The following is a 14,686-nucleotide window of genomic DNA, read 5'->3' as shown; positions in this document are numbered from 1 at the left end:
GGTCAGCCCAGGTCACAGCCCGCCGGCTGCGGCCAGGTGGTGGCCGGCAGCATGTTCTTCAACGAGGCCGGTGCGTTGATCGCCACGTAGCTCGCACCCAGCAGCTCCTCCAGATCGGCGATGGTCACCAGATAGCTGTCGAGGCTGCCCAGATTGGCTTCGTTGGGAATGATCCAGCTGATCGCCTTGGCGGTGCCGGTGGTCGGGTCACGGGTGATGATGGTCTTCCAGAAGAACTCCGGCGTCGGGATGCCGTGGCTGGAAAGGAAGTAGTCGTTGGAGGCGTCGCCGTAGACCACGCCACCATAGACATCCACCGGCGCGATGTCGCGGTAGCACTCGGCCACGTTCTCGGCCTTCACCCAGATGCCCTGGTTGAAGCTGGACACCTGCGGAACGATGTTGGTCATGTAGTTGGCGCGGCGGATGTAGGTCGCGTTGTAGTCCATGTGGTTGGACGTCACCAGATGGCCGCGGTCATAGCCAGACTTGATGCTGGCGTAGGAAGCGGTGCTGGTCTGGCCGAGGCAGCCTGCCGGCAGGTCCGGATCCTTGTAGAAGCTGGACGGGCGCGCGGCCGAACCGGTGTCTGCGGTCAGGGTGTATTCGTAGCGGGTGGCGCTGTGGATGCTGCAGTCGTAGGTGAGCACGAAGCCGCCCTTGTTGAGGGTGACGACCTGGGCCTGGGCAGCGCCGGCGAAGGCACTGAGGACGAACGCGAAGAAGAAGGTTGCAAGGCGCATTGCGGTTCTCCAGCAGAAGTTCAGGGCGCAGCCGTCCGCCACAACCAGGCCGAGGCGAAGTCATGGGAGGGCGTTGCGGGGACGGGTGCTACGGATTGCGGTGGGACGTGGCCGCTATGACAGGCCGGTGGAGGCCTTGCGGTGTCGTAAGCGTCACAAGCTGTCGTCTTTCGGTCAACGATGAAAAGACGAAGCTGTGACAGCGCGCAAGCACTGGAGATGTGTCAAATGGTGCAGGGCGTGTCTGAAACGCTCGCGTGCTAGAGCATCGCGATGCCTGCGGGTGTTGTCAGGGGGACGTCTTCAACACGTAATCGCCGTTGCGTGTTCCCGGCACCAGTAACCATCCTGGTTTCAGACTCAGCGGCCACCCTGGACCCTGTAGCGGCGGGTCGGCAGTTGCGGGTGCCTGCACGAACACGGCCTTCCAGTCGCTCTGCATCAATGCTCCGTCGGTGACGTCCAGGCTGCCCCAGGTATCGGTCAGCCGCATTGTTGGATATACCGTTCCACGGCCCGGCAACGGCTGCATCGTGTTGGGATTGAACTGGATGCGTATGCTGCGCAGATCCAACCGCACGACCGGGCCTGTCACGAAGCGCGCATGGTTGTGTTCCAGCTGCGCAAGGCGCTGCCGTTCGCGCAGCGTTTCGGCTTCGCGCAGTGCCTGCCCGCCGTAGCGCGCAGCAGCGGCTCGCAGCGCGGTCGCATTCCGCTGCATCGGGGTCCCGGTCACTTCGGCCAGATGCGTGCCGAGGTCCCGGGCGGGGTGGGCGAGATCGTTGCGCCAACCGGGGGCCGCCTGGTCCAGCAGCAGGCCATAGGCCGGACCGGTGGCATAGGCGAAAGAGCGGACGAAGCTGAGATCAGCAACGTGCGCGCGAAGGTCATGCAGCGCCGCCTGGGTACGTGTGGAGCGCGTTGGGTTGCCCACGAACACGCCGGTGTACTCGGCCAGGCCCTCGTTCAATTCCAGCGCCGCTTCTTCCTGCGCTGCCGCAGGGAACTGGCGGTGGCGCTCGGCGCGGAATGCGAGTGCGTCGGTCACCGCAGTGTGCTGCGCCACTGCATCGGTGCCCGTGAGGGCATCTGCAAGCGCGCGCCATTCCAGCTGCAGCCAGTAGCGTCCTTCAAGCGTGTCGAGGTGTTCATTGCCGTCCTCTGCCGGCGCTGCGATCGACAGCGCGGGTTGCAGGCGGTGGAACATCTCGTGGGCCAGCAGCGTGCGTCGCCGGCTTTCGTCCTGTGGCAGCGGCCAGAGCAGCTGCGTCCAGCGGGTGCCGGACCATTCGACGGCGGTGTTGGCGATGATCGCGTCCGGCGGAAGCTGGCCGATGAAAACCTCTCCACGTGCCTGCAGGTTGCCCTGTGCATCTGCACGGGATGCCGTGACCCGGCGACTGGTCCTGTCCACCAGCATCATTGGCCCACACAGCGACGCTCCCCAAAGTCGGCCGTTGTCGGCCTGGCACAGCGTTTGCGCCTCTTCGAAGACTGCGCCAGCGGTCACGTCGGACAGCGCAGGATCCTCCGCGGACACGGGGCCAACGGCAACCAGCAACAGGGCGACAAGTGGAAGCGGCCGGGCTCTCATTATCCATCCGTCCTTGGGAAGGTCCCGTCATAGCATCGATTCAAAGGTTGCGACAGTGCAGCAACGGTCATGCTGCGTCGCAAGGTGCCACCCACCATTCGCACTGGTACGGTCCAACCCGTTGCACCACCACCGATGGGGAGAGAACACGATGCGCAAGGTAGTGCTGCTGTTGATGCTGCTGACCGGGCTGGCGCCCACCGCCTGGGCGGCCACGGTCAAGACCACCCATCGCACCATTCCCAGCTGGGATGGAACGCCTCTCGGGGCCTTCGTCATCGAACCGCAGGACGCGGGCAGCGGACGCTATCCGCTGCTGGTGATGCCCAGCAGCTGGGCCGTGCCCAGCGTGGAGTACGTGGGCGTGGCGCAGTCGTTGGCCCGGCGCGGCTATGTGGTCATCAGCTACAGCTCGCGTGGCTTCTGGGAGTCCGGCGGCAGCATCGACATCGCCGGGCCGGCCACGGTGGAGGATGTCAGTGCACTGATTGACTGGGCGCTGGACAACACCCGCACCGACCCGTCACGAATCGGCGTATCGGGCATCTCCTATGGGGCCGGCACCAGCCTGCTGGCGGCCGCACGCGATCCGCGCATCAAGGCAGTGGCTGCACTGAGTGGATGGGCCGACCTGCAGGCCTCGCTGTACAGCAACGACACCCCCAGCGCACAGGGCATCGCGCTGTTGGTTGCCGCAGGCCTGGCCACCGGTCGCCCGGGACCGGAGCTGTCCACCATCAATCGCAATGTGCTGGTCGGCAACTACCAGGGCGCGGTGGACTCGTTGTTGCCGGTGGCGGCGCAGCGCAGCCCCGGGGCCAGCATCGACGAGATCAACGCCAACCAGCCAGCGGTGTTCCTGGCCAACGCCTTCAACGACAGCCTGTTCCCGCCGGGCCAGCTGGTCGATTTCTTCAACCGCCTGAAGGGCCCCAAGCAGCTGCAGTTGCGCCATGGCGATCACGCGCTCAACGAAGCCTTTGGCGCACTGGGTGTTCCCAACGAGGTCTACGATTCGGTGGGCGACTGGTTCGACCATTACCTGAAGGGGGTGGCCAATGGCATCGACCGGCAGCCTGCGGTGCAGCTGAAGTCACAGAAGGGCAGCTGGAGCACGTATGCGAACTGGCAGGCGACCAGCAAGGGTGCGGTCAGCTACGGCCTGACCGCACCCTCTGGCCTGCTGCTGCCGACCGGTGGCCTGGTCGAGAATGGCAGCAATACTGGCTGGAACTATCGCATCGGCAGCGGGCTGCTGACCGCAGCCAATTCCGGCGTGGCGATGGCCTCCGGCGCGCTGCAGATGATCAATCTGCCGCCGGTTGCCTACGTGCCGTTTGTTGGCCGCAGTGCTGCCGGCGTCTGGCAGGGGCCGATCCAGTGGAGCGCCAAACGGCTGGACGGTACGCCGGAAGTGCGCCTGACGGTCACGCCCAGCCGCGCCAATACCACGCTGTATGCCTACCTGTACGCCGAGGATGTGCTGGGCAACGGCCAGCTGATCAGCCACAAGCCGTACACGCTGCGCGGTGCCACGCCGGGCCAGCCGAAGACGCTCGACCTGCGGCTGGAAGCGAGCAGCTGGAACCTTCCAGCCGGCAGCCGCCTGACCCTGGTGGTTGATACCGTGGATCTGCGCTATGCGGGCATCAGCCAGTTGGGTGGCACGGTGAGCTTCAGTTCACCGGCGAACGCGCCGTCGGTATTGAAGGTGCCGCTGCATTGATGTGGCGCCGTGCCCGTTGCGGCGGGCACGGTACGCCAGCGCGGAAAGCTGCGAGACTGCAGGTCGGTCCGGTAGAGGGATGAATCCATGGCCATTGCATGGCTGTTGCTGGGTGCAGTGCTGGCTGCACCTGCCACGCAGGACGCGCCGATCGACTGGCCGAGTACGCTGCAGAAGGATCTGGAGGCTGCCGATGCGGCGATGCGCGGCAGCCATCCCGGGGCCGTTGATCGGCAGAACCCCGGATTCGGCGCCCAGCTGGACGCTGCCCTGGCACTGGCACGCTCCCGCGTTGGAAAGGCTAAGAGTTTCGCGGGCTACTGGTGGGCCATGAAGGGCTATGCAGCCTCTTTCAACGATGGTCATGTCAGCCTCAATGCGCTTGCCGGGGCTCCCGAGCTGCCAACGCGGTGGCCCGGCTTCCTGACCGGCTTCGATGGCGACACGCAGGTGGTCATGACCGTGGACGGTGGCCCAGGCCATCCGCCACTTGGAGCACGATTGCTGTCCTGTGATGGCATCGATGCACAGACGCTGGCTGCGCGCAGGATCGGGGACTTCAGCGGGCGCTGGAACCTGCAGGCGAGCCGCATCCACGGCGGCGGTGAGGTATTGCTGGAGCAGGGCAATCCTTACGTGCCGGCACTGCGCACCTGCGTTTTCCTGGTGGACGGACGCGAGAAATCCTATGCGCTGCAGTGGCAGCCGCTGCAGGCCGCACAGCGCAAGGAGCGGCTGGCCGACACCCGGCGCAGCTTCCGACCGGCCAATGGCTGGCACACGATGCCCAATGGCGGCTACTGGATCACCACAAGCAGCTTCAATGCCGACCCTACGGAGCAGAACTTCAAGGAACTGACCGCGCTGCTCGAGCAGCTTGCTCCAAAAGCCGAAGCACTGCAGCAGGCACGGTCGGTCGTGCTGGATGTGCGTGGCAACAGTGACGGTGCTTCGCAGTGGAGCATCGAACTGGCGCGATTGATCTGGGGCCGTGCCGCCGTGGACGCGCTGTCCGATCCCAGCTGGGTGGAGTGGCGGACCTCCGAGGCCAACATCGCCCAATTGCGCGGCTTCCTGCAGAAGCTGGTGCAGGCGCCCGACGCGTCGCCAGAGCTGCGTCGCATGCTGGAATCGGTGACGGCGGGCATGGCACAGGCGCGCGACCGGGGTGAGGCAGTGTGGCGCGAGCCATCCGAGGCCAGGGCAGATACAGCTGCAACCGCAGGCCCGGCCGCTCCGCTGCGCAGGGGCAGGGTGGTGATCGTGGCCGATGCCTCCTGCGGCTCGGCCTGCCTCGATGCACTGGATCTGTGGAAACGGCTGGGCGCGGTGCAGGTGGGCGTCGAGACTTCGGCCGACAGCCTCTACATGGATGTCAGGCCGGAGCGGCTGCCAAGCGGGCTGGCCAGGATTTCGGTGCCGATGAAGGTTTTCCGGGGGCGGGTGCGTGGTTCGAATGAACCGCATGTGCCGGATCGTCGCTATGACGGCGACATGCGGGACACACGCGCACTGGAAGCGTGGCTGCTGGCGCTGTGAGGACGCACCTGCCCATGACGCGGGATTCCCACGTGCCGTTGTCGGACGCACCGCTGGGTCAGCGCAGGTCCGGTGGATTCATCGAAGCGTCGCGGACACAGGGATCACCGGCGTCCGGTGTCAGGCGCGCCTCGATGTCCGGTGGAAACTGCGGAATCCTGCTGGTCTGCATCACCACCCAGCGCATGATCGTGTGCAGGTAGTTGAGTGGCAGCATCGTGAGCCACATGAAACCCGGGAGCTGCGCGTCTTCGGCGAAGATGCGCTCCTTGCCGGACGCGAAGCTCTCGTGCTTGCCGTCCAGCGGCATGCAGTAGTGCACCGCGTCCACGACGGCTGCCGGTCCTTCTTCCATGTAGCGCCGCAGGAACTCCCAGTGGGCATGTGCGTTCTCGATGCGAGAGGTCGCGATGCAGAACGCGAACGTCTCCCGTACTGCGACGCCATCCGCGTCCAGGATCAGTCCGCGGACATCCCAGTTGTACCATCCGAAGGTTCCGGTTCCGCGGCCAAGCGTGAAATAGACCTGGTCCCAGGGCACGCTGAGGGTGGTGCCATCCAGCCGGAACACGTGTATCTGCCGGTGCTTGCGATCGAGCGCGATCGGATAGTAGGTCCAGCGGAACAGCTCGAGGCAAGCCACCCAGATGCTCGCTGCAGTGAAGGCGGCCAGCATCGCCATGCCGATGAATATCGCCTCCCACAGGCCGTTTTCGTTGGGCAGCCTGTTCACGATCAGCAACCAGAGCAGCATCAGCATGCCGCCCAGCCCGAAGGCAATGCCGATCGCGCCCAGCAGGGCTGCAAAGCCACGCGCGGCGAACCAGCGATCCACCGAAACCAGGCCGTTCGAATTCATCTTCACCACGCACAGCTGCGCCAACGGCACGACATCCAGCCGCTTCTTCTGCAGCAGGCGGTGCTCGCGATCAAACGCATTCAGTGGGCGGTTGTTGGGAAACTTGCGCGTGTATCCGGTGTAATCCATGGGCGATTCCTGCGCGATTCCAGCGCCCGTTGGATTCTAGCGGGATTCTCCCGGGGGGAGATCAGCGACGAACGTCGAACGGGTGGCTCTCCATCAGTGCCCGGACTTCAGCTTCGCGGGCAGGGCTGAAGTCGCCGGGAATGGCGTGCTTCAACGCGCCCGCAGCCAGTCCGAAGCGCACGGTGCTTTCTGCGTCGAGCCCGGACAGCAATCCGTGCAGGATGCCGGCGGCAAAGGCATCGCCACCGCCGATGCGATCAACGATGCCGGGCAGCGGCCTCGGAGCAGCCTGCGCGCGGGTTCCATCGCGTCCCAGCAGCAGCGCACCGAGCACGTGATGGTCGGCGCTGATCACCTCGCGCTGGGTGCAGGACAGCCACCGCAGGTGCGGGAACGCGGCAAAGGCAGTGGCCGCAGCGGCCTCGGTTCGGGCGACCGCATCGTCCTGCGCGAAGTGCAGCCCCAGCATCAGTTCGATGTCCCGATGATCGGCAAAGACAATGTCGGCCTCGGCGAACAGCTCACGCAGGATCGCCGCTGCGTCGCCATCCCAGCGTCGCCACAGTGAGGAACGGTAATTGCCGTCGAAGGACACCTGCACACCGGCCGCGCGAGCCGCACGCACGGCACCCAGCACCGACTCGGCCACGTTGGCACCCAGCGCCGGGCTGACGCCCGAGACATGCAGCAGGTGCGCGCCGGACAGCAGGGCGGGCCACGCATGGTCACTGGCATTGCTGTTTGCGAATGCAGAACCGGCGCGGTCATACACCACTTCACTGGCGCGCTGCACCGCACCGGTCGCGAGGAAGTACAGGCCCATGCGGTCACCCTCCACTTCACGCACGGCGGCCACACCCACGCCATGCCGCCGCAGCTCGGCCACGGCATGCCGGCCCAGCGCGTTACCGGGTACTGTGCTGACCATCTGCACATCGTGGCCCAGGCTGGTCAGCGAGACCGCCACATTGGCCTCGGCGCCTCCCACATGGACCTGCAGCTGCGGCGTCTGCAGCAGCAGTTCACGACCGGGTGCGCCCAGGCGCAGCAGCAACTCACCGAAACAAACGACGTGGCTCATCGGTTCTCTCTCACTCGGGGGTAGTGCAGCCCAGCATGCGCAGATCGATGGCATCGGCCATGCGCCGGTAGCCTTCGTCGTTGGGATGCAGATGGTCGCGGGTGATCTCGTTGGGCAGCGATTCGGCTGCCTTCGGGTCACGCAGCGCGGCATCGAAATCGATGATGCCGTCGAAGCCGCTGTTGCCGCCGCGTGCCCACTGGTTGATCGTGGTGCGGGTGGCGGCGGACTCGGGCTCGTAGCGCTCGGAACCGCCGAACGGGGTCAGCGTACCCAGCCAGGCGCGGATGCCGTGCGCATGCAGCCGCGCCGCAACCTGTTGATAGCCCAGCAGCATGTCCGCCGCACTGCGTCCAGGCAGCGGCTGCGCGCCACCGCCGTGGCGGATGTCGTTGATGCCTTCGAACAGGATCACCTGATCGGCATCGGCCACCGCGATCACATCGCGATCCAATCGTGACAGCGCACTGTGGCTGCGGCCATGGTCAAGCAGCTTGTTGCCGCTGATGCCCTGGTTGAGCACCACGAACCGGTTCGGGCAGGCCTGCTGCAGGCGCTGCGCCAATCGCTCCGGCCACTGGTTGAAGCTGCCGCGGCGTGCGGTGGCGCCTTCCGTGATGGAATCGCCCAGCGCCACGATTACCTGGGGACGATCATCACGCTGCACCATCACTGCCGAGAAAACGTTCTGCTGGTAACTCAGCCGCACGCTGTCGGCGACGGCTGTCTGCCTGCCATCTGCGACCCGCAGCTCGGTGCGGCGCACGGCGGGGCGGGTGGGCTGCGGGAAATAGGCACTCACGCTGATCTCCTGCAGCGCCGCCACCGGCATCCGCACCGGGTCGCTCAGCAGCGCGGCTCCGACCGGCACCTCGATGACCGCGCGGCCATCCACCGTTACCGGCAGCGGTGCGGCCTTGCCGTTCTTCACTCCCACGCGCAGGTCCTCGACCCGCAAGGGCGCCGTGCCGAGCTCGTTGCTGATGCGCAGCCGCAGCGCATCGCCACGGCTGCCGATACGCATGTCCTGGCGCACGGTCTGTGCGGCGAACTGTACCGGCGCATCGGACGTTCCGTCCTTGCGGTCGGGCGCGGGCGCGGCCGTCCAGGCAGTGACCCACACGGGTGCGGCCCACGCAGCGGGCGCCGTCATGGCGGAGCAGAGCGTCAATGAAAACAGAAGTGTCCAGCGCTGCATGGGCAGGAGTCCGGTCAGGTGTCAGGAGAAGTAGGTGCCGCCGTTGACGTCCAGATTCGCGCCGGTGATGAACGCCGCCGCATCCGAGGCCAGGAACACCGCAGCGTCGGCGGCTTCGTCCGGCGCGCCCTGGCGGCGCAACGGGGTGGCGCCGGCAACGGCCGTGCGTACTTCCGGCTTGGTGAATTCATCGTGGAAGCGGGTGGCGATCATGCCGCAGCACAGCGCGTTCACCCGGATACCCTTCGGCCCCAGCTCCTTGGCCATGGCGCGGGTGAAGGTCATCACCGCCGCCTTGGCGGTGGCGTAGATCGATGCGCCCGGGCCGCCGCCATCACGACCTGCCTGCGAGGCGAAGTTGACGATGGCCGCGCCTTCGCGCATGTGCGGCACCACCGCGTGGGTGGTGAGGTAGGTCGAGGTCAGGTTCAGGTCCATCACGGTGTGGAAGAACACCGGGTCGATGTCGGCCAGCGGCCGGCGCTGCACCATGCCACCGGCCACGTTCACCAGCAGGTCGATGCGCTCGCCGAACGCGGCCTGTGCCGCAGCGACCAGGCCGGCGACGGCCGTGGCATCGGTGACGTCGGCGCGATGCACCATGGCCTGGCCACCGGCCGCCTGGATCCGTGCCAGCGTTTCCTGGGCACTGGCCTCGTCATTGGCGTAGTTGATGCAGACGCGTGCACCGGCGGCAGCCAGCTTGATCGAAACGGCGCGACCGATATCGCGGCCACCGCCGGTGACAATGGCCACCTTGTCCTGGAACGACATGCGGAAAACTCCTTGGTTTGCGGGGGAATGAAAAACGTGGGCTCAACCGCCGCGGCGGTCGAGCTTCCGGATAGGGCCGGTCCACCACCACAGCGCGGCCAGCGACAGCGGCACCAGGGCGGCAACGAGGATGAAGATCGGGGCATAGGAGTGGCGGGTCAGCACCGGCACCAGCCAGGTGGTGATCAAGGTGCCGGCCACGGCGGCCAGGCCACCCAGGCCTGCCAGCGTGCCCACCGAGCGGCCGTCGAACAGGTCGCCCGGCAGGGTCTGGATGTTGCCGATGGCCACCTGGAAGCCGAACAGCACCGCAGCGATTGCCAGCACCGCCAGCAGCGGCTGGTTGGCCAGCACGGCACCCAGCAGGGCAGGAGCCATGACCACGCAGCCCAGCGTTATGGACAGCTTGCGGGCGCGGTCCACGCTGTGCCCGGCGCGGATCATCCGCCCGGAGAGCCAGCCGCCGCTGAGGCTGCCCAGCATCGCGCCGACAAACGGAACCCAGGCGAACAGGCCGATCTGCTTGATGTCGAAGCCGAAGGTTTCAGCCAGGTAGATCGGCAGCCAGGACACGAACAGCCACCAGATCGGGTCCAGCAGGAAGCGGCAGGCGAGCATGCCCCAGCTCTGCCGGTGGGCCAGCAGCTCACGAACGCTGGCCTTCGGCGCCACCACCGCCTGTTGCCCGGCCTGGTCTTCCTGGATCAGCCGGCGCTCGGCATCGCTCACCCACGGGTGCTTGTCCGGGCCGGCGCGGTAGACAAACAGCCATGGCAGCAGCCACAGGAAACCGATTGCACCGACCAGCACGAAGGTGCCGCGCCAGCCCAGCCACAGGTACAAGCCGGCGATGGCCGGTGCGGACACGATCGCGCCGATCGACGCGCCGGCGTTGAACACGCCTTGCGCCAATGCGCGCTCGCGCGCCGGGAACCACTCGGCATTGGCCTTCACCGCGCCCGGCCACGCGCCTGCTTCGCTGATGCCGAGCATCGCCCGCACCAGGCTGAAGGACAGCATCGAATGGGTGATCGAGTGCAGGGCGATGGAGATCGACCACACGCTGATCGACAGGGCGAAACCCAGGCGCGTGCCGATCATGTCGAACAGGCGGCCGAACAGGAACTGGCCGGCGGCGTAGAACAGCATGAACACCGTCACCAGCAGGGCGTAGTCATCCTTGGTCGCGCCCACTTCCCTGGCGATTTCCGGCCACATCACCGCCAGTGCGTTGCGGTCGATGTAGTTGATGACCGTGGCCACGGCAATCAGGCCCACGATCAGCCAGCGCACGGCTGAACGCACCGGCACCTTGCGCAGCTTGGCCACCACCGCAGGGCCGTTCATTTGCCGTCACCCTTGCTGCGGTCCAGGCGCGCATGGCTGCCGTTCCAGCGGTAGACGTGGCCGTCGACGGTCACGCTGTGCTCGCTCGTGGTGGCGCTGTTATCGGCGACACCCAAGGCGATGCGTGCACCGCTGGCCAGGCGCAGCTCGATCACCTCGGCATCGCTGCCGCGGGTACGCACGATCTCCCTGATGCGGCTGTCGGCGCCATGCACGTACTCGGCGGTGCCGTTGTACTCGCCATGCGGCTCCAGCACGCTGAAGAAGGTGACGTCCTTCTGGCCGTCCACGCGCTGCAGCAGGGCAGGCTCGCGGCGCAGGTTGAATTCCGGATCGTTCGCGCCGCTTTCCACCAGCAGCGCCTGCGCCGGCGCACTGCTGCCGAAGCGGTAGGTGTAGAAGCGCCCGTCCAGCAGCCACGCCAGCGACCGCGGCTCGCTGCCGGGTTTGCTGCGTGCATCCAGCCACAGGTGCTGGTAGCCGTTGTCCTTGCCCAGAACCGGGCGCTGGCTGGGGAAGTGCTCGGCCTCGAAGCCGGTGGTGACGATGTGGCCGTTGAAGTGCAGCGGCAGGTCGTAGCGCGCGGCCTTGTCGCCGTGCACCTGCAGCAGGTCCAGCACCACCGGCAAGCCCAGGTCGGGGTGGCGCAGCAGCGCCTGGGTGCGGGTGAACGCCACGCCGGGATAGGCATCGCGCATCGTTGCCGAGGCAATCTGGGTATCGGCATCGGCCTGGAAGAAGCGCACCTGCGGGGCATGCGCCTCGCCACGCTTCCAGTCGCCGTTGAAGTGGCTCTGCTCGTCCACCACCAGGGTGTTGTGGGCCACGGTCTGCTTGGCCCAACTGCGGTTCTCGGCCAGGTAGATGCCACCGCGCTTGGCTTCCACGTTGAGGAAGCGGGCGGCGCCGTAATCGGTCACCACCGGGTTACCGTTGTCGTAGAACAGCCAGTTGAGCTTGTCGAAGTGGCCGTGTCCCATGCCCTGCATCGTGTCCTTCTGCACCAGTGCCTGGCCGCGTTCGCCGTTCATGCGCAGGATCGCCAGGCCGCCGCGGTCGCCGTCGGGGCCATCGCGCAGCAGCATCGGGCGGTAGTCGAAGGGCTTGGCCTTGTTGGCGGCCAGTGCCTGCGCCACCTGCAGGCCTTCGGGCGAAAGCAGCAGGCGTTTCTGCTGCTGGGCCACCGACAGCAGGCGGTCATCACCGGTGCGCGCATAGGCGATGCCGATGCCGGCCACCAGCTCTTCGGTGTCGATGCCCTTGTCCAGGATCGCATCGTTGATCGGGAAGAACAGGCCGCCATAGCTGGACTGCACCAGCACATCCACCGCCTTCAGCAGCACGCCATCGCGACGCGCGAAGATCTTCCGCTGCGGCTCATTGCGTTCGATGGCGTTGCCGAACAGCAGGAACGGCGCCAGTGCATAGCGCTGGTAGTAGGGGCCTTCCTCGTAGTAGCCATCGGGCGAGAACAGCAGGTCGATCTGCCGCAGGAAGCCGAACTTGTCGTCCTTCTGGCTGCCGCGCAGGGACTTCTCCACCAGTTCCTGGTCGCGCAGCACGTAGCCGGTCATGCCGGTGGCGGCCACCGCCCACGTGGCGTGGTTATGGATCTGGTCGTAGTTCTTCGGCTCGCTGACGAGGAACTCGGCCATCGGCCGGAACACCTTCGATTCGATGGTGTTGCGGTCCTCGGCGGACAGCACGTCACGGATCGCGTCATAGCCCTGGATGGCGTTGACCAGCCATACCGAATCGTTGAGCACCTGCCAGAACACGCGGCCGGGAATCTGGCCGCGACCCTCCGGGTGCGGGCCCAGCGTGGGGTAAAGCTGGGCGTACTGCAGCAGCATGTCGCGCGCGTAGTCCACGTAGGCCCTGTCGCCGGTCAACCGGTACAGCGTGCCCGCCGCCAACAGTGCCTGGTAGTTGCGCTTGTGCTGTTCATGGGTGCGCCCGCCGCCCTTGTCCCTGGGCACCGGCACGTCGATGCCGGCCTTCATCATCTTCTTCAGTGTTGCCTCGGTGCGCGCCTGCTCCTTGGCGAACCACGGGTAGCGGCGGCCTTCGCTGGCCATCTGCTGCCACTGCGCAGCGGTGACCAGCACCGGCGCGGTGTCGGCCTGCCGCGCGGCGGCAGCGGGCGCTGCGGACAGCGACGCGGTCGGCAGCAGGGCGCAGGGGGCGGCCAGGGCCAGGGAAACGAACAGCGGCTGCAACCTCATCGATCAACTCCATTGCGGGTGCGTGACAGGGCAACTTCGCCCACCTTGGGATACCAGTCGACGCCGGTCGCCTCGCGCGCGGTCATCGCCAGGGCAGGATCGGCGCCCACGGCGGGCAGGGCAGGCGTGGCCACCCACAATCCGCTGGCAGCCTGCTGCAGGCTGACGCCACGGCCCTCTACGCCACCCGGGAACACGGTGCTGGCTGCCGGCGACTGCACGTTGCCGCTGAAGTCGATGCCGGCCAGCGAACTGGCGGCATTCGGCGGGTTCCTGCTGCTGCGGTTGACGATCAGGTTGCCGGTGAAGCGGCTGCTGCTGGCGGCGACCAGGATGCCTTTGGCTTCATCGTGGCCGACGCCGAAACTGATCTTCGCCACGTCCACGAAGGTGTTGCGATTGATCGTGGCATTCACCACCGGCGCATAGCCGGACAGCGGAGGACTGGCCTGCGCATCCATCACCGCCAGTGCCGAGCGGTTGCTGGACCCGGCCAGCCGCTCGAAGTAGTTGTTGCTGACGGTCTGGTCGGCGTTGATGATGCGTACGCCGCCGGTGCCGGCCTTGTCATCGCCGAGGAAGACGTTGTCGATCACCCGGTTGCCGTTGCCATGGCGCAGGGTCAACGCGCCGGCCGAACGGTAGAACACGTTGCCGCGGTAGGTGTTGCCGCCGGACTTGTTGCTGATGATCTCAGTCTCGCCGTCGCAGCCTTCGAACCAGTTGTTCTCCACCGTGCTGTTGGAATCGCTCAGTGAGCTGTCGCTGGTGCCGACGCGGATCGTTTCGCCCCCGTTGACGCCCAGCGCCGGGCGCGGCCCGAACCAGTTGTGGTCGATACGGTGCTGGTTGTCCAGGCCCTGGGTGGCATCGCGCACCACCACCACGGTCGGCCCAGCGTTGGTCTTGCCGCGCAACTGGCTGTGATCCAACCGGTTGTTGCTGCCATACAGCGATACCCAGTAGTCCTGGTCGCTGGCATCCGGGTTGGTGTAGTCATCGATCACCAGGCCGGTGACGCGGCTGTTGCTGGCGACTGCCTTGCTCGACTCGCGGAACGCCACCACCGCATCACCCGGCGCATAGCCGTTGCGGAACACCAGGTTGGACACCTGCAGGTAGTTCCCGGCCAGGCGCAGGTCCGAGCGTCCGCTGAGGACGACCTTGCCGGCGGTCTGCGCGCGCAGCACGATCGGTGCGGCTGCCGTGCCCTGACCCTTAAGCAGCAGCCGGGCATCGGTCCAGGTGCCGTCAGCCAGCACGATCTCATCGCCAGGCTGCAGCGCCGAGGCGGCGCTAGTGAACTCCGCGACATCGTGGACGAGCCAGCTGGCTGCACTTGCTGCTGAAGTGGTCAGGCACATTGCCAGACCAGTGGTCAGGCAAAACAGCCATGAATCATTGGATCGGTGACGCGCGAGCGAGTGAATGCGCATGAAATCCTTCCAGGGACGGCCGGGCTGTCGTTTCA

At 66.5% G+C, this 14,686-nt stretch carries 11 protein-coding genes; 2 read left to right on the top strand and 9 right to left on the bottom strand.

The features are described from left to right. Positions 1 to 2: 2 nt before the first annotated feature. Together AC5P60_RS05005 and AC5P60_RS05000 are read right to left on the bottom strand one after the other, a co-directional pair. Positions 3 to 743 (bottom strand): DNA/RNA non-specific endonuclease, encoded by a 741-nt coding sequence (locus tag AC5P60_RS05005; protein WP_111108917.1) that lies wholly within the window; start codon positions 741 to 743, stop codon positions 3 to 5. Positions 744 to 1,032: 289 nt separating this feature from the next. After that, the gene (locus AC5P60_RS05000) at positions 1,033 to 2,283 is read right to left on the bottom strand and encodes a hypothetical protein (protein ID WP_483693153.1); all 1,251 of its coding nucleotides are present in this window, start codon (positions 2,281 to 2,283) and stop codon (positions 1,033 to 1,035) included. Positions 2,284 to 2,488: 205 nt separating this feature from the next. On the opposite strand from AC5P60_RS05000, the gene AC5P60_RS04995 reads away from it, so the two are divergent. Both AC5P60_RS04995 and AC5P60_RS04990 read left to right on the top strand, forming a co-directional pair. Then, the gene (locus AC5P60_RS04995; protein WP_483693152.1) at positions 2,489 to 4,063 is read left to right on the top strand and encodes a S15 peptidase family protein; all 1,575 of its coding nucleotides are present in this window, start codon (positions 2,489 to 2,491) and stop codon (positions 4,061 to 4,063) included. 87 nt (positions 4,064 to 4,150) lie between these two features. Further along, positions 4,151 to 5,602 (top strand): S41 family peptidase, encoded by a 1,452-nt coding sequence (locus AC5P60_RS04990; protein ID WP_483693151.1) that lies wholly within the window; start codon positions 4,151 to 4,153, stop codon positions 5,600 to 5,602. 58 nt (positions 5,603 to 5,660) lie between these two features. Here the strand turns inward: AC5P60_RS04990 and AC5P60_RS04985 are convergent, their stop codons facing one another. The 7 genes from AC5P60_RS04985 to AC5P60_RS04955 form a co-directional block, all read right to left on the bottom strand. Next, positions 5,661 to 6,491, bottom strand: a complete 831-nt coding sequence (locus AC5P60_RS04985) for a DUF6708 domain-containing protein (protein ID WP_483693149.1) — start codon at positions 6,489 to 6,491, stop codon at positions 5,661 to 5,663. A gap of 160 nt (positions 6,492 to 6,651) precedes the next feature. After that, complete coding sequence (locus AC5P60_RS04980) at positions 6,652 to 7,671, bottom strand: sugar kinase (RefSeq protein WP_483693148.1); 1,020 nt, start codon at positions 7,669 to 7,671, stop codon at positions 6,652 to 6,654. Between the two features lie 10 nt (positions 7,672 to 7,681). Continuing rightward, positions 7,682 to 8,869, bottom strand: coding sequence for a GDSL-type esterase/lipase family protein (locus AC5P60_RS04975; RefSeq protein WP_483693147.1), 1,188 nt, complete (start codon positions 8,867 to 8,869; stop codon positions 7,682 to 7,684). Positions 8,870 to 8,890: 21 nt separating this feature from the next. Further along, positions 8,891 to 9,643 carry an SDR family NAD(P)-dependent oxidoreductase gene (locus AC5P60_RS04970; RefSeq protein ID WP_005413520.1) on the bottom strand — a complete coding sequence of 251 codons (753 nt, stop codon included), beginning with the start codon at positions 9,641 to 9,643 and terminating at the stop codon, positions 8,891 to 8,893. A 42-nt stretch (positions 9,644 to 9,685) separates the two neighbouring features. Then, positions 9,686 to 10,990 carry an MFS transporter gene (locus AC5P60_RS04965; RefSeq protein ID WP_197613733.1) on the bottom strand — a complete coding sequence of 435 codons (1,305 nt, stop codon included), beginning with the start codon at positions 10,988 to 10,990 and terminating at the stop codon, positions 9,686 to 9,688. Next, positions 10,987 to 13,215, bottom strand: a complete 2,229-nt coding sequence (locus tag AC5P60_RS04960; protein ID WP_483693145.1) for an oligoalginate lyase — start codon at positions 13,213 to 13,215, stop codon at positions 10,987 to 10,989. The genes AC5P60_RS04965 and AC5P60_RS04960 overlap by 4 nt, the downstream gene beginning before the upstream one ends. Continuing rightward, positions 13,212 to 14,651: a polysaccharide lyase 6 family protein gene (locus AC5P60_RS04955; protein WP_483693143.1), complete on the bottom strand. Its 1,440-nt coding sequence runs from the start codon at positions 14,649 to 14,651 to the stop codon at positions 13,212 to 13,214. The genes AC5P60_RS04960 and AC5P60_RS04955 overlap by 4 nt, the downstream gene beginning before the upstream one ends. Between the last annotated feature and the right edge of the window lie 35 nt (positions 14,652 to 14,686).

This window comes from Stenotrophomonas sp. YJH_SMC_120, from assembly GCF_059368675.1.
Note: the sequence above shows the minus strand (reverse complement) of the source record. Positions and strands in the feature narration are given on the sequence as shown.

Coding starts and splice junctions, on each gene's coding strand:
- AC5P60_RS05005 (WP_111108917.1), bottom strand. CDS start 743: ATGCGCCTTGCAACCTTCTTCTTCGCGTTCGTCCTCAGTGCCTTCGCC.
- AC5P60_RS04995 (WP_483693152.1), top strand. CDS start 2,489: ATGCGCAAGGTAGTGCTGCTGTTGATGCTGCTGACCGGGCTGGCGCCC.
- AC5P60_RS04990 (WP_483693151.1), top strand. CDS start 4,151: ATGGCCATTGCATGGCTGTTGCTGGGTGCAGTGCTGGCTGCACCTGCC.
- AC5P60_RS04980 (WP_483693148.1), bottom strand. CDS start 7,671: ATGAGCCACGTCGTTTGTTTCGGTGAGTTGCTGCTGCGCCTGGGCGCA.
- AC5P60_RS04975 (WP_483693147.1), bottom strand. CDS start 8,869: ATGCAGCGCTGGACACTTCTGTTTTCATTGACGCTCTGCTCCGCCATG.
- AC5P60_RS04970 (WP_005413520.1), bottom strand. CDS start 9,643: ATGTCGTTCCAGGACAAGGTGGCCATTGTCACCGGCGGTGGCCGCGAT.
- AC5P60_RS04965 (WP_197613733.1), bottom strand. CDS start 10,990: ATGAACGGCCCTGCGGTGGTGGCCAAGCTGCGCAAGGTGCCGGTGCGT.
- AC5P60_RS04960 (WP_483693145.1), bottom strand. CDS start 13,215: ATGAGGTTGCAGCCGCTGTTCGTTTCCCTGGCCCTGGCCGCCCCCTGC.
- AC5P60_RS04955 (WP_483693143.1), bottom strand. CDS start 14,651: ATGCGCATTCACTCGCTCGCGCGTCACCGATCCAATGATTCATGGCTG.